The 13,260-nt window shown below is 64.4% G+C and carries 14 protein-coding genes; 8 read left to right on the plus strand and 6 right to left on the minus strand.

Features of this window, described 5'->3' with window-relative positions:
• The first annotated feature begins 38 nt into the window (after nt 1–38).
• Nucleotides 39–554 (plus strand): hypothetical protein, encoded by a 516-nt coding sequence (locus GGD66_RS36520; RefSeq protein ID WP_312012515.1) that lies wholly within the window; start codon nt 39–41, stop codon nt 552–554.
• 9 nt (nt 555–563) lie between these two features.
• On the opposite strand, the gene GGD66_RS36525 is transcribed toward GGD66_RS36520, so the two are convergent.
• Nucleotides 564–1,580, minus strand: a complete 1,017-nt coding sequence (locus GGD66_RS36525) for a magnesium and cobalt transport protein CorA (RefSeq protein WP_018316597.1) — start codon at nt 1,578–1,580, stop codon at nt 564–566.
• Between the two features lie 165 nt (nt 1,581–1,745).
• On the opposite strand from GGD66_RS36525, the gene purQ reads away from it, so the two are divergent.
• The 3 genes from purQ to GGD66_RS36540 all read left to right on the plus strand — a co-directional run bounded on the left by purQ (nt 1,746) and on the right by GGD66_RS36540 (nt 4,352).
• On the plus strand, nt 1,746–2,447 hold the full coding sequence (gene purQ, locus GGD66_RS36530; RefSeq protein WP_183261526.1) for a phosphoribosylformylglycinamidine synthase subunit PurQ: 702 nt from the start codon (nt 1,746–1,748) through the stop codon (nt 2,445–2,447).
• Nucleotides 2,444–3,433: a tripartite tricarboxylate transporter substrate binding protein BugD gene (locus tag GGD66_RS36535; RefSeq protein WP_183261528.1), complete on the plus strand. Its 990-nt coding sequence runs from the start codon at nt 2,444–2,446 to the stop codon at nt 3,431–3,433. The genes purQ and GGD66_RS36535 overlap by 4 nt, the downstream gene beginning before the upstream one ends.
• 181 nt (nt 3,434–3,614) lie before the next feature.
• Entirely contained in the window at nt 3,615–4,352 is a 738-nt protein-coding gene (locus GGD66_RS36540; RefSeq protein ID WP_092259042.1) for a tetratricopeptide repeat protein, read from the plus strand.
• Nucleotides 4,353–4,361: 9 nt separating this feature from the next.
• Here GGD66_RS36540 and GGD66_RS36545 read toward each other — a convergent pair whose 3' ends face one another.
• The gene (locus GGD66_RS36545; RefSeq protein WP_183261530.1) at nt 4,362–5,327 is read right to left on the minus strand and encodes a DMT family transporter; all 966 of its coding nucleotides are present in this window, start codon (nt 5,325–5,327) and stop codon (nt 4,362–4,364) included.
• 76 nt (nt 5,328–5,403) lie between these two features.
• Nucleotides 5,404–5,883 (minus strand): PaaI family thioesterase, encoded by a 480-nt coding sequence (locus GGD66_RS36550; RefSeq protein ID WP_038948054.1) that lies wholly within the window; start codon nt 5,881–5,883, stop codon nt 5,404–5,406.
• Between the two features lie 184 nt (nt 5,884–6,067).
• On the opposite strand from GGD66_RS36550, the gene purL reads away from it, so the two are divergent.
• Complete coding sequence (purL, locus tag GGD66_RS36555; protein WP_183261532.1) at nt 6,068–8,278, plus strand: phosphoribosylformylglycinamidine synthase subunit PurL; 2,211 nt, start codon at nt 6,068–6,070, stop codon at nt 8,276–8,278.
• A gap of 152 nt (nt 8,279–8,430) precedes the next feature.
• Here purL and GGD66_RS36560 read toward each other — a convergent pair whose 3' ends face one another.
• On the minus strand, nt 8,431–9,618 hold the full coding sequence (locus GGD66_RS36560; RefSeq protein WP_183261594.1) for an acyltransferase: 1,188 nt from the start codon (nt 9,616–9,618) through the stop codon (nt 8,431–8,433).
• A 207-nt stretch (nt 9,619–9,825) separates the two neighbouring features.
• Between GGD66_RS36560 and GGD66_RS36565 the strand changes: the two genes are divergently transcribed.
• The gene (locus tag GGD66_RS36565; protein WP_018316587.1) at nt 9,826–9,999 is read left to right on the plus strand and encodes a DUF1328 domain-containing protein; all 174 of its coding nucleotides are present in this window, start codon (nt 9,826–9,828) and stop codon (nt 9,997–9,999) included.
• 50 nt (nt 10,000–10,049) lie between these two features.
• Here GGD66_RS36565 and GGD66_RS36570 read toward each other — a convergent pair whose 3' ends face one another.
• Together GGD66_RS36570 and GGD66_RS36575 are read right to left on the minus strand one after the other, a co-directional pair.
• A complete protein-coding gene (locus tag GGD66_RS36570) occupies nt 10,050–11,153 on the minus strand; it encodes an alpha/beta fold hydrolase (protein ID WP_183261534.1) in 1,104 nt (367 codons plus the stop codon).
• A 64-nt stretch (nt 11,154–11,217) separates the two neighbouring features.
• Nucleotides 11,218–11,577, minus strand: coding sequence for a DUF427 domain-containing protein (locus GGD66_RS36575; RefSeq protein ID WP_018316585.1), 360 nt, complete (start codon nt 11,575–11,577; stop codon nt 11,218–11,220).
• A gap of 176 nt (nt 11,578–11,753) precedes the next feature.
• On the opposite strand from GGD66_RS36575, the gene GGD66_RS36580 reads away from it, so the two are divergent.
• Together GGD66_RS36580 and GGD66_RS36585 are read left to right on the plus strand one after the other, a co-directional pair.
• Nucleotides 11,754–11,990 carry a BolA family protein gene (locus tag GGD66_RS36580; RefSeq protein WP_018316584.1) on the plus strand — a complete coding sequence of 79 codons (237 nt, stop codon included), beginning with the start codon at nt 11,754–11,756 and terminating at the stop codon, nt 11,988–11,990.
• A gap of 25 nt (nt 11,991–12,015) precedes the next feature.
• Nucleotides 12,016–13,209: a low temperature requirement protein A gene (locus GGD66_RS36585; RefSeq protein ID WP_092259053.1), complete on the plus strand. Its 1,194-nt coding sequence runs from the start codon at nt 12,016–12,018 to the stop codon at nt 13,207–13,209.
• The last annotated feature ends 51 nt before the right edge of the window (nt 13,210–13,260 follow it).

Raw genomic sequence — 13,260 nt, forward strand, 5'->3', positions numbered from 1 at the left:
GGGTTGCGGGAGTATCGATGCGGTCTTACGTTTGCTTGTTGTCGCTGCTCGCCGCGCTGCTGGCGGGCGGCACGGCTTTCGCCGAGGCCCCGAAATCCGGGGCGGAGCGCGGCCCGCCTTTCTCGGTCGGCGGATTCCGCTATGAGCTGAGGCCCAACGACGTCCACATGTTCCTGTGCGAGCAACCCGCCTGCGGTGCGCAGTCGAGGGTGAGCTTTCGGTTCTATCCTCCCGGCAACACAATGACGCTGGAGCAATTCCGGCAAGAGCAGACGCAAATCGTCAAGATGCTGGAGCAACGGACGCCGGGACAGAAGATCTCGATTCTCGGAATTGATGGCGACAGCGGCACCAAGGTGCCACGCCTGTTCAAGGCGCGCCGACTGATGATGAAGCCTGACGGCACGAAGGAATATCAGGTCAGCGGCTATTTGTTTGGCGATCGAGGCGCCGCCAGCCTGATCAGTTCGGCGGCCACCGAAAAAGCCAGCTCCGAAAATTATGCGCAATTCGCCATCGGGGTGATAGTGGTGCTGATGCCGGCCAAGCGCTGAGTGCCGGCGCTACAGCCAGCCCGCTCTGCGAAACCGCCAGTACAGCGAGCCGCATGCCGTCAGCATCACGCCGAGCAGCATGAAATAACCGTACTCCCATTCCAGCTCCGGCATGTGCTTGAAGTTCATGCCGTAGATGCCGGCCAGCGCGGTCGGGATCGCGATGATCGCAAGCCACGAGGCGAGCTTCTTCGACACCGCCGTCTCCTGCGCCTGGCCGACCAGGAGGCTGGCCTCGAAGGCGAAGGCCAGCACCTCGCGCATGGAATCGATGCGCTCTTGGATGTTGCGGACGTGGTCGGTGACGTCGCGGAACAGCGGCTGCATGGCCTGCCGCACCATCGACAGCTCGTCATGCTCCAGCCGGCGGCAGACCTCCACCAGCGGCCCGATCGCGTTGCGCAGCCGCAGCAGGTCGCGGCGCAGCATGTAGAGCCGCTCGATCTGCGCCTTGCTGATCGGCTTGGACAGCACGTCGTCCTCGATGCCCTCGACCTCGTCGTGAATGCTCTCGAGCACGGGCGAGTAATTGTCGACGATGAAATCGAGGATCGCATAGAGGATGTAATCCTCGCCGCGCGCGAGTGCCCGCGGGCAGCTTTCGCAGCGTTCGCGCACCGGCGTGTAGGACGTCGAGGCGCCGTGGCGCACCGAGACCAGATAACCTTCGCCGACGAAGATGTGGGTCTCGCCGAAGGCGATGCGGCCCTCGACCAGCTGCGCCGTCCGCGCCACGATGAACAGGGCCTCGCCATATTGCTCGATCTTGGGTCGCTGATGGGCGTGGTTGGCGTCCTCGATCGCCAGTTCGTGCAGGTCGAATTGCTTCTGCACCGCGCCGAGCAGCGCCATGTCGGGCTCGTGCAGGCCGATCCAGACCACGTGGCCGGGCTTGGCCCGCCAACTCGAGGCCTCGCTGATGGCGATATTGGCGATACGGCGTCCATCGACATAGGCGCCGGCGGCGACGACGCCCTCGGTGGACACGGGCTCGGAGTGGGATGTGGGGAGCGACGGGACGTTCATGGCTTCAATCCCGGGCAAGATCGCGGGCAAAAGTGCCTCGCCTATGGCCTGTGTACAAGGCCGTCCGGCAAGGCTAGCACTGGTAAAATCCCCGTCAAATGGCTATGTCTCTTCACGAATTGGCCCTTTGGCCAGCCCGATTCCCATCACCATCGGAACCCGAACATGAAAGCCGCCATCCTCGTCTTTCCCGGAATCAACCGCGAACGCGACATGGCGCGTGCACTGAGGATGATCTCGGGCAGCGAGCCGGCGATGGTCTGGCACGCCGAGCCGGCGCTGCCTGCGGGCACGGATCTCGTGGTGGTGCCGGGCGGCTTCTCCTACGGCGACTATTTGCGCTGCGGCGCCATTGCCGCGCGCGCGCCGGTGATGGACGCGGTGCGCGACTATGCGGCCAAGGGCGGCCTCGTGCTCGGCGTCTGCAACGGTTTTCAGATCCTCTGCGAGTCCGGCCTGTTGCCGGGCGTCTTGATGCGCAACGAGCGGCTGAAATTCATCTGTCACGACGTGCATCTGCGCGTCGAGCGGTCCGACACACCGTTCACCCGCGGCTACAATGCCGGACAGGTGATCCGCGTGCCGGTCGCCCATGGCGAAGGCAATTACGAGGCGGATGAAGAGACCATCAAGCGGCTCGAAGGCGAGGGGCGGGTGCTCTATCGCTACTGTTCCGCCGCCGGCGTGGTCGACGATGACAGCAACATCAACGGCGCGGCGCATTCGATCGCCGGCATCGTCAACGACAAGGGCAACGTGCTCGGCATGATGCCGCATCCGGAAAACCACGTCGAAGACATCATGGGCTGCACCGACGGCCGCGGCCTGTTCGCGGGCCTGACCGCGCATCTGGAAAAGGCCGCGTGATTTTGTTCGGGCTGAAGCGGTCACTCGCCGCGATCGCGGCGCTGTCGCTCGCGTCATTTTCGTTCGCAACTGGCGCGTTCGCGCAGGATTATCCCAAGCGTCCTGTTACCATGATCGTGCCGTTCGCGGCCGGCGGCACCTCGGACGTGATCGCACGCGCCGTGGCCGAGCAGATGGGCATCGCGCTCGGCCAGACCATCGTGATCGAGAACGTTGCGGGGGCCGGCGGCTCGACCGCGCTGGCGCGCGCCTCCCGCGCCGAGCCCGACGGCTACACCATCGCGATCGGCAATGCCGGCACCAACGCCGCGACCTACACGATCTATCCAAAACTGCCGTTCACGCCTGACTCCTTCGTGCCGATCGCCATGGTCGCGAAGACGTTTGGCATCATCGCGTTGCGAAAGGACTTTCCGGCGAAGGACCTCAAGGAGTTCATCGCCTACGCCAAGGCCAATCCCGGCAAGATCAATCTCGGCCATGCCGGCGTCGGCTCCTCGAACTATCTGATCTGCAAGAGCTTCGTCACCGCCGCCGGCATCGACGCGACGCTGGTCGGCTATCGCGGCGCCGCGCCCGCGCTCACCGACGCCGTCGGCAGCCAGATCGATGGCGTCTGCGATGCCGCCGCGTCGGTCTCGCAATCGATCAACGAGAAGCTGGTGAAGGGGCTCGTGGTCGGCTCGACCGTGCGGCTCGCCACGCTGCCCGACCTGCCGACGTCGGTGGAGGCGGGCCTGCCCGAATTCGAGGCACAGGGCTGGAACGGCCTGTTCGCGCCGAAGGGCACGCCGGCGGCCGTGATTGCCAAGCTGAACGCCGCAGCGCGCACGGCCGTGGAGACCGACGCGGTGAAGAAGCGCTTTGCCGACCTTTCGACCGTTGCGCCCGATGCAAGCGAGCATACGCCGGAGCTGCTGCAGCAGCTCGTGACGCGAGACGTCGAAAAATACCGGAAGATGCTGGCGGACGACGCCAACAAGTAGCCGCGTTCGGCAACGATCTCATGAACCTGCGTCGCGTTTGGGGCGACTGACTCTTCGTCGCCGTCACAGGTGCGTGCGTCCGGGTTCGCCCATTTCGCGGGCAGGGGCAACTCAAAGTTGTTTCCCTGCGCGAGTTGCGATATCAGGAAGCGGCGCTGCCGTTGTGCTGTCCGGATGTCACATGCCCGTCGCTTTGGTCGTTCTGCTGCTCGATATCACCCTGATCTATCACGCCTCGCGAACCGGACGGTTGCGGCCCTGGGCCTTCATCATCCTGATGGTGCCGCTGATGGGCGCGATCGCCTATATCGCGGTCGAGCTCATTCCCGAATGGTTTTCCAGCCCCGGCGCGCGGCAGGCGCGCCAGCGTGTTGCCAACCGGCTCGATCCCGAGAAGCGCTATCGCGAGCTGTCCGACCGGCTGGCCGGCACCGACACCATCTCCAACCGTGCGGCGCTGGCGGAAGAGTGCGCAAATATCGGCCGGTTCGCCGAAGCGGAATCGCATTACGATCACATCCTGAAGCTGTCGATGGGCCACGATCCCGCCTATGCGCTGCGCAAGGCGCAGGCGCAGTTTGCCGCCAGCCGCCCGGCCGATGCGCTCGCCACACTGGACGATCTGCAGAAGCAATGGCCGGATTTCGATTCCGCCGACGCGCATCTGCTCTATGCCCGCGCGCTCGCGGAGGTCGGCCGGCTCGACGAGGCGCTCGAGGAATATCACGCGCTCGCCGGCTACTTTCCGGGCGCTGAAGCGCGGGTGCGCTACGGCATGCTGCTGCAAACGGTCGGCCGCAGCGCCGAGGCACGCATGGTCTTCAACGAGCTCCTGATCCAGATGCGGCGCGCGCCGAAATATCTGCGCAAGGCGCAGGCCGAATGGCTGTCGATCGCGGAGAAGCAGATTTCGGCTTGAGCGGCGAGCTTACCGCAGCTTCGGACGCTCCGCCGGCACCGTCATGGCCGCAACACCCGCCATTACCAGAAGCAGGCCGAGCGCGAGGTTGGACGGCACGCTCTCGCCGAGCAGCAGCACGGAGAGGCCGACGCCGATCGGGATGCGCAAATAGCCTTGCGCGTTCGTGGTCAGCGTGCCGAGCCGGCCGAGGCAGACGTAGAACAGCATCAAGCCCAGCGCGCTCGAGACGATGCCCATGACGATGGTGGCGACGATTGCGGTCGAGGTCGGCTGCAGCGTCCAGGGCTGATCGATGATCAGCGAGGGCGGCAACAGGATGAGGCCGCCGAACAACAGCGAGCCGGCCGCCACGACCATCGGGTCGTATTCGGAGAGGCGAAGGCCGAAGATCGTGGCGCAGGCAAAGGAGATGGTCGCGAGCAAAATCGCGATTTCCGCCACGATCTCGCTCCCGAAGCCGCGCAGCGCGTCGAGGCCGACGATGAGAACCGTGCCGGCGAGTCCCAAAATCGCGCCGGCGAGCTTGAGCAGCGTTGCCGGCTCATGCCGGGTGATCAGCGAGGTGATCAGGAACGCGAAGATCGGTGTCGTCGAGGCCAGCACCACCGTGTTCGACGCCGGCACATATTGCTGCGACCAGGTGATGATCAGGAACGGAAAGGTCGAGTTGATCAATTGCTGGGTCGCGAACAGCTTCCACGCCTTCGCGTCGGTCGGGACCTTGATGCCGCGCATCCACAGGATCGCGAACAGGAAGGCAGCCGCGATCAGCGAGCGTGCCGAGATGAAGGTGATGGGCGGGATGGTGGGAAGCGCCAGCTTGGCCAGCGGATAGGTCGAGCTCCAGCAGCAGGCGAGCGCGAGCAGCAGCGCATAGTCGCGCCAGTTGCGCGCGCCGGTGGCGGCCATGGACGGCAACGGCGATGAAACGGAGGCCGCTGAGCGCCCCGCCTCCGATGTGCTCTGCGGCACCTTGTTCCTGCTCCCCGGCGCGATCGCGCTTGCCGGGAAGTGTGGGCGAGGGCGCGTGAAAAGGGAAGGCGCCGAGCTATGCGTTTGGCTGAGGTAGCGCCTTCCGCTTCATCCGCTTGATCGTGCCCGAAAAGGTCAGCAGCACCCGCGTCCCGGACATCATCTTGCCGCGCAGGAAGATCAGCGAGCCGCCGGCGCGGGTGACCTCGCCGGTGCATTCGATCAGCTCGCCCTCGCGTGCCGCGTCGAGGAATTCGCAGGCAAAATTGGTCGTCACCGCCCGGCTGTCCAGGACATGGGTGGCGATCGCAAACAGGGAGTAGTCGGCAAAGGCCATGTAGCAGCCGCCGTGGACGTTCCCGGAGCCGTTGAGGTGTTTTTTCTCGACCCTGAAGGCGCTGCGGACGTTGCCGTCCGCCTCGATCCGGTGCCAGAAGGGGCCGACATGGGACTCAAAACTGTCGCGAATCCAGGTCCGCCAGCCCACAAATTCGCCCTCGGTGGCGACGTGGAGGTCGGGGCGGCGGGGCGGGGGCGCTTTGGTCAATTCGTGCAAGGAAATGGGCCTTCAATTGCGGGTCTTTAGCCCTTAAATCCGATCCGTCCGCGCCGTGCAATTCCTGTTCCCGCCGTCCCCGCCTGCAAAACGTGGGACAGCGGGAAAATGCGCCAGAAAGGGCTTTCCGGAAGCCCCCGATGTTCCTAAGAACGGCCAAACCGCCGCCGAAAGCCTGGAATCCATGAAGAACGAACCCAAGATCACCCCCGAACTGGTTGCCGCCCACGGGCTCAAGCCCGACGAATACGAGCGCATCCTGAAGCTGATCGGGCGGGAACCGACCTTCACCGAGCTCGGCATCTTCTCGGCGATGTGGAACGAGCATTGCTCGTACAAGTCGTCACGCATCCATCTCAAGGGCCTGCCGACCAAGGCGCCTTGGGTGATCCAGGGCCCTGGCGAGAATGCCGGCGTGATCGACATCGCCGACGGCCAGGCTGTGGTCTTCAAGATGGAGAGCCACAACCACCCGAGCTACATCGAGCCCTATCAGGGTGCGACCACCGGCGTCGGCGGCATCTTGCGCGACGTGTTCACGATGGGGGCGCGGCCGATTGCCTGCCTGAATGCGCTCAGCTTCGGCGCGCCCGAGCATGCCAGGACCCGGCATCTCGTCTCCGGCGTCGTTGCCGGCGTCGGCGGCTATGGCAATTCCTTCGGTGTGCCGACCGTGGGCGGCCAGGTGCGCTTCCACACCCGCTATGACGGCAACATCCTCGTCAACGCGATGGCGGTAGGCCTCGCCGATGCCGACAAGATCTTCTATGCGGCGGCCTCCGGCGTGAACATGCCGATCGTCTATCTCGGCTCCAAGACGGGGCGCGACGGCATTCACGGCGCCTCGATGGCGTCGGCCGAGTTCGACGACAAGTCCGAGGAGAAGCGCCCGACGGTGCAGGTCGGCGATCCCTTTGCCGAGAAGCTGCTGCTCGAAGCCTGCCTCGAGATCATGGAGAAGGGCTGCGTCATCGCGATCCAGGACATGGGCGCGGCGGGCCTGACCTGCTCGGCCGTCGAGATGGGCGCCAAGGGCGACCTCGGCGTCGACCTCGATCTCGATGCGGTGCCGACCCGCGAGACCGGCATGAGCGCCTACGAGATGATGCTCTCGGAGAGCCAGGAGCGCATGCTCATGGTGCTCAAGCCCGAGAAGGAAAAAGAAGCCGAGGCGATCTTCAAGAAGTGGGGCCTCGACTTTGCCGTGGTCGGCTACACCACGCCGAGCAAGCGCTTCGTCGTCAAGCATGGCGGTGACGTCATGGCCGATCTGCCGATCAAGGAGCTCGGCGACGAGGCGCCGCTCTACGACCGTCCGCATATCCCCTCCGCCGCGTTGCCGGTCGTGCATGCGCGCGATGTGCCTGCGCCGATGGGCCTTGGGCCTGCGCTGGAGAAGCTGATCGGCACGCCCGACATGTGCTCTAAGCGCTGGGTCTGGGAGCAGTACGATCACGTCATCCTCGGCAACACCATGCAGCGTCCCGGCGGCGATGCAGCGGTCGTGCGCGTCGAGGACGGGCCGAAGGGCCTCGCGCTCACCGTCGACGTCACGCCGCGCTATTGCGAGGCGGATCCGTTTGAGGGTGGTAAGCAGGCGGTGGCGGAAGCCTGGCGCAACATCACCGCGGTCGGCGGCAAGCCGCTCGCGATCACCGACAATCTCAATTTCGGCAATCCTGAGCGGCCCGAGATCATGGGCCAGTTCGTCGGCTGCCTGAAGGGCATCTCGGAAGCCTGCCGCACGCTGGACTTTCCGGTCGTCTCCGGCAACGTCTCGCTCTACAACGAGACCAACGGCCGCGCGATCCTGCCGACGCCCTCGATCGGCGGCGTCGGCCTGCTCGACGATTTCACCAAATCTGCCTCGCTCGCCTTCAAGGCCGAGGGCGAAGCGATCCTCCTGGTGGGCGAGACCCATGGCTGGCTCGGCCAGTCCGTTTACCTGCGCGATATCTGCGGTCGCGAGGAGGGCGCGCCGCCGCCGGTCGATCTCGCCGCCGAGAAGCGCAACGGCGATTGCGTGCGCGGCATGATCCATGGCGGTACCGCAACCGCCGTGCACGACCTCTCCGACGGCGGTCTGTTGATCGCGCTGGCCGAGATGGCGATGGCGGGCGGCATCGGGGCCAAGCTGCTGGCGGCGCCGACCTCGCTGATCTCGCAGGCCTATTGGTTCGGTGAGGACCAGGCGCGCTATCTCGTCACCGTGCCGGAAACCGAAGCCGGCCGCGTACTTGCCAAGATGCGTGGCTGCGAAGTGCCGTGCGTGCGGATCGGCACCACCGGCGGCGATGCGATCGCGATCGCGGGCGAAGCGCCCGTGGCGATCGATGCGCTCCGTAAGTCGTTCGAGCGCTGGCTGCCGGAATATATGGGTGGGAAGGCGGCGTAGCGACGCCATCTGTCATTGCGAGGAGCCACCGGGTCCCGCCTTTGGCGGGCCCGATGACAGGCTCCGCGACGACGCAATCCACACTGCTGCCTGCGGTGAGATGGATTGCTTCGCTGCGCTCGCAACGACGATAGGAGGCCGTTGCCGCTTCCTCAAAGCACCTTCGTCGCGCCCGGGATCTGCCGCAACGCTCGCGTCAGCGCCCAGCTCGCCATGACTGTCAGTACAAATCCGATCGTGGCCTTGACGATCGCCGGCAGGCCATATTCGAACAGCCAATATTGCAGCCACAGTGCGATCGGATAGTGCACCAGGAACATGCCGAACGCGTCGCTCTGCATTGGATCGAGCAGCTTGGCTGAGCCTGATTGCCTGAACCTCTGGAAAAAGGCCAGGATCAGAAACATGATGGCCACGCTGAAGACAGTGAAGCAGATGGCATAGAGCGCTTCATACCAGTCCGGCAACGGCGACGGGTTGCCCAGTATTTCGCGCTTGATAAAGATCAGCACCCACAAGAGGCAATACGGAACGATCGCCAGCACCATCCAGTCCCAGCTGACCTTTGCCATCCGGCCGTCGACAGCGAGCAGCCCGCGATCCATTTGCGCAACGCCGATGCCTGCACCGAAAAAGAAGTAGGTCGCGTAGAGCATCACGCGCCCGTGCTGGACCGAGAACGGCCCGAACTCGAACCAACTGCTTGGTCCGAAGTGAACCCTCCCGGGAATGTAGAACGCCGCGGTGACGGCAAGCATGACCGCGAAGAACACGGCGGGCCGACGGCGACCGTGTAGCGAGAGGCGATTGATCGGATCGAGCAGATTGGGCGACAGCCGGTGCAGCAGGCAGGCAACCAGGTCGAAAGCGAACAAGACCCAAAGGAACCAAATCGGCCCGCTCGGCCACGGGCCCTTCGTGACCATATTCCACCAGAATTCCGAAAAGCCGATCTCGGGATGCTGCCGCAGGGAGATCGCGTAGTAGGCGAGCGGAATGACCGTAAGGGCGCAGATCGCGAAGGGTAAGCCAAGCCGAAGCAGGCGATCTGCCAAATAGCTCCGTGCTCCCTTCCGGGCGATGCCAGACCAGGCGAACAGCCCCGACAGGAAGAAGAACATCGCCATGAAGAAACTGTCGGTGGCGAGCACGATCATGTCGAAGCCGAAGAAGTACTTCGGATCGGTATGACCGAAATAGGTATAGGGGATCACCGCGTGATGCAGCAGCACCACCAGAGTCAGGAAGGTGCGGGCGCGATCAATCGCCAAATTGCGCGCCTTGCTCTTCGGCGCGGCATGCACCTCCGCGCCGATCGTCGCTGAATCTGCCATCGTCATCTTGGTCGCCCCCGCACTCCTGCCCCGGGCTGGACTGTGCCGCCGCGAGCCGGATTCAGCAAGGCTCGTTTGCGCGGTAGTTGAGCCCCACTTGAGCCCGACTTGGGGTCCTGACACCCGTAGGAACCAGTTCCGCGCAGCGAAGTTAGCGTCCGCCGAAGGGAAGGGGCTGACGGCCGCGACAAGCGGCACAATTCGGAGCTGGCAATGACGATCCTGAAATGGGCGCTGATCTTCCTACTTGTCTCGATCGTGGCCGGCGTGCTCGGTTTCACCGGCATCTCGACCGTCTCCGCCGATATCGCCCGCTTCCTGTTCTACGTCTTCGTCGTGATCTTCCTGGTGCTGCTGATATTGGGGCTCACGATCTTCAGGGCGTAGCGGGCAGTAGGTCGGACCGGAACGGGGCGCCGGCTCCCAGGCGCAGGCCGTCAATGGCTTGCGAACGGTCTTATGCGAGCCATCAGCTCCGCCAAGAACTCATCGGGGCGATCGAACGGAATGAAATGGTCTCCGCCGCGAACCCAGACGAATTCCTTGTGCGGGGCCGTGATCAGGTTGAAGAATTGCTCGGCGGGTCCTCCCGGCGTCACGGCGTCTGCATCGCCCTCGATGAAGAACATGGGTATTGAAAACTCGAACCCCATTGAGGCCATGTCGCTCTGAAACATCGGCCCGTTCCGTCCCGTCAGGTACTTTGCCGAGAAGGCGGCGCCCTTCCGCCAATTGTACAGATCAAGCAGCGAGACGTCCGGCATGAAGAGCGGCGGGATGGGACCGGTCAGCTGGAAGCCGTCGGCGAGCGGCAGACCCAGCACATTGCTCCATTTGTCCGCAATCAGGCGATTCTCCGGGGTGAGGACCGGCTGTGAAGCGATCGGCGTCAATTCTGCCAGCGCCTCCTTGTTGGTGGCCGCTGCCGCAAGCCGCTGCAGGCGCGCGATCGTGAGCTCGAAAGCCTTCTCGAAGGTCTCCCTGCCGACCACCTGGCCCGTGCCGGCATAGGCCGAGAACAGATCCGGACGTTGCTTCGCCATTCGAATTCCCAGGAATGAGCCCCAGGAATGCCCGACCAGGACGATCTTGTCCTTGTGCAAATGCGTGCGCAGGTACTCGGCCAGTTCGATGCCGTCTTGCGTCATCCGCTCCAGTGTCATCGTGGGGCCGAGCGCGTCTCCAGCCGCGCCAAAGGTGCGCCCGGTGCCGCGCTGGTCCCACTGCACGACGGTGAAATGCTTCTCCCAGGCGCGCCAAGCCGAGGAGATCGGCAGGGTGGAGCCGCCGGGGCCGCCGTGGACGAACAGGAGAACCGGGTTATCCCGATCCTCGCCGCGGATTTGAATCCATTGCTTGATGCCGCCGATCTCGATGAACTCTCCCTCCTGCACGCCGGCAGGAGAGCGGATCGCGAGAGTTTGGGCAGCAAGGTGCTGACGATAGGCACGAAAACCCAGCCCGGCAGCAGCGAGCACAACAAGGATGCCGGACAATCCCAGCAACGAGACCCCAATCAGTCTTGCGGCCCGGCGCGGCATCTCGTGCCTTGTGTCGACTGGAAGGAGGCGATCCAGGATCGCCCCGGCGTCACAGCGCGTGCGCCTACCCCACTTCCTCGATCTTCACCTTATCCGGATAGAAGGCGAGATGGCCGGAAATCTCGCTCATTGCGGGAAAGGGCGTCTCGTAGGTCCAGATCGCATTATCGAGCACCTTGCCGTCGGCCTTAACGCTGTAATAGCTCGCATCCCCCTTGTAGGGGCAGTGGGTGACGCGGTCGGTACGCGCCAGCAGGGCCATGTTGGTGTCCTCCCGCGGCACATATTGCACCGCCGGATATCTGGCCTCCTTCAGCGTCAGCGCCTTGCTGGTTTCGGCGATCACGATGTCGCCCGCGGTGACACGGACGCGGCGGGGATTTGGGGTGATGGTGATGGGATGGTCGGGCCCTGGAAGCTTCATGATTTCACACCTTTTCGATCAATCTGCCGCGCGCGGCACTTTGTCGTGCCTTTATCCTGATGGGATCATGGATATAGTGCCGGAAAGCGTGACGCAGAAGTCCGTTCACGCTAAGTTTGGCCCTGCCGGAGAGGGGACCCCGGCAGCGATTCGAGACCAGAAGGAGCAAGACCCGAATGCCCATGGACGCCCACGATATCGAGGCGATGATCAAGGCAGCGATCCCCGATGCCGAGGTGACCATCCGTGACCTCGCCGGCGACGGCGACCACTATGCCGCGACCGTGATCTCGGAATCTTTCCGCGGCAAATCCCGCGTCCAGCAGCACCAGATCGTCTATCAGTCCCTGCGCGGCCAGATGGGCGGCGTGCTGCACGCGCTGGCGCTGCAAACTGGCGTGCCGGGCGCTTGATCTGATCGCGCGACGGGGGACGACGATGGCTGCGGACAATTCTCGCGGCGCGATGTTTCGCGTCATCGTGCCGAACCAGCACAGCCGCGTCACCAATGTCGAGCTGTTCTTCGACCTCGTCTTCGTCTTCGCCGTCACGCAGGTGTCGCATACGCTGCTGCACCATTTCACGCCGCTCGGCGCGGTGCACGTCACGGTGCTGTTTCTCGCGGTGTGGTGGGTGTGGGTCTATACCGCCTGGGTCACCAACTGGCTCAATCCGGAGCTGACGCCGGTCCGCGTCATGCTCTTTTTGATGATGCTGGGCGGGCTGGTGCTGTCGACGACGATCCCGACCGCCTTCGAGGGGCGGGGTCTGTGGTTTGCGATCGCCTACGCGGCGATGCAAATCGGGCGCACGGCCTTCTGGCTGTTCGCAACGCCGCGGCATCGGACCGCGGTTCGCCACAACGCGATCCGCATTCTGACCTGGCTCGCGATCTCCGCGGTGTTGTGGATCGCAGGCGGCCTGTCCGAAGACGAGACGCGGCTATGGCTGTGGATTGCGGCAGTCGCCTGGGAGTACGTCTCGCCGGCGGTGCGCTTCTGGGTTCCGAAGCTCGGCTTCTCGTCGGTCGAGGCCTGGGCCGTCGAGGGCGGCCACATGGCCGAGCGTTGCTCGCTCTTCGTCATCATCGCGCTCGGCGAGGCCGTCGTCGTCAACGGCGCGACCTTCGCCGAGCTGGACTGGACCGCGGACAACATCATGGCCTTCGTCTCCGCACTGGTCGGCGCCATCGCGATGTGGTGGGTCTATTTCCACAAGGGCGCCGAGGCCGGCTCGGAGCGGATCTCGAAGTCCACCGAATCCGGCCGCCTGGCGCGGCTCGCCTATACCTATCTGCACACGCCGATCATCGCCGGCATCATCCTGACCGCGGTCTCGGACGAGCTGGTGCTGAAGCACCCGACCGGCCATTCCGACGTGCGCACCATCGTGAGCACGATCGGCGGGCCGCTGGTGTTCCTGATCGGCACCATCCTGTTCAAGCACGCGATCCGCGGCTTCCTCCAGCTCTCGCACGGCATCGGCATCATGCTGCTGCTGTTGCTGTGGTGGTTCGCCGCCGGCCTCCCGCCGCTCTGGCTGTCGGTCGCGACGACGGTGATCATGATCATCGTCGCGGTGTGGGAATCGGTGTCGCTGGGGGCGGACAGAGAAGAGGCCAAGGAACATTGAATTGCGGAGCGGCCTGAGCTGAGGAGCCCGCCTAAGCGGGCGTCTCGAAGG

The organism is Bradyrhizobium sp. CIR48 (genome assembly GCF_014198315.1).
Classification (GTDB): domain Bacteria; phylum Pseudomonadota; class Alphaproteobacteria; order Rhizobiales; family Xanthobacteraceae; genus Bradyrhizobium.

What these genes read in the sequence shown, in the direction of transcription:
- GGD66_RS36525 (WP_018316597.1), bottom strand. Translation starts at nt 1,580, where the DNA reads ATGAACGTCCCGTCGCTCCCCACATCCCACTCCGAGCCCGTGTCCACC.
- purQ (WP_183261526.1), top strand. Translation starts at nt 1,746, where the DNA reads ATGAAAGCCGCCATCCTCGTCTTTCCCGGAATCAACCGCGAACGCGAC.
- GGD66_RS36540 (WP_092259042.1), top strand. Translation starts at nt 3,615, where the DNA reads ATGCCCGTCGCTTTGGTCGTTCTGCTGCTCGATATCACCCTGATCTAT.
- purL (WP_183261532.1), top strand. Translation starts at nt 6,068, where the DNA reads ATGAAGAACGAACCCAAGATCACCCCCGAACTGGTTGCCGCCCACGGG.
- GGD66_RS36560 (WP_183261594.1), bottom strand. Translation starts at nt 9,618, where the DNA reads ATGACGATGGCAGATTCAGCGACGATCGGCGCGGAGGTGCATGCCGCG.
- GGD66_RS36565 (WP_018316587.1), top strand. Translation starts at nt 9,826, where the DNA reads ATGACGATCCTGAAATGGGCGCTGATCTTCCTACTTGTCTCGATCGTG.
- GGD66_RS36570 (WP_183261534.1), bottom strand. Translation starts at nt 11,153, where the DNA reads ATGCCGCGCCGGGCCGCAAGACTGATTGGGGTCTCGTTGCTGGGATTG.
- GGD66_RS36575 (WP_018316585.1), bottom strand. Translation starts at nt 11,577, where the DNA reads ATGAAGCTTCCAGGGCCCGACCATCCCATCACCATCACCCCAAATCCC.
- GGD66_RS36580 (WP_018316584.1), top strand. Translation starts at nt 11,754, where the DNA reads ATGCCCATGGACGCCCACGATATCGAGGCGATGATCAAGGCAGCGATC.
- GGD66_RS36585 (WP_092259053.1), top strand. Translation starts at nt 12,016, where the DNA reads ATGGCTGCGGACAATTCTCGCGGCGCGATGTTTCGCGTCATCGTGCCG.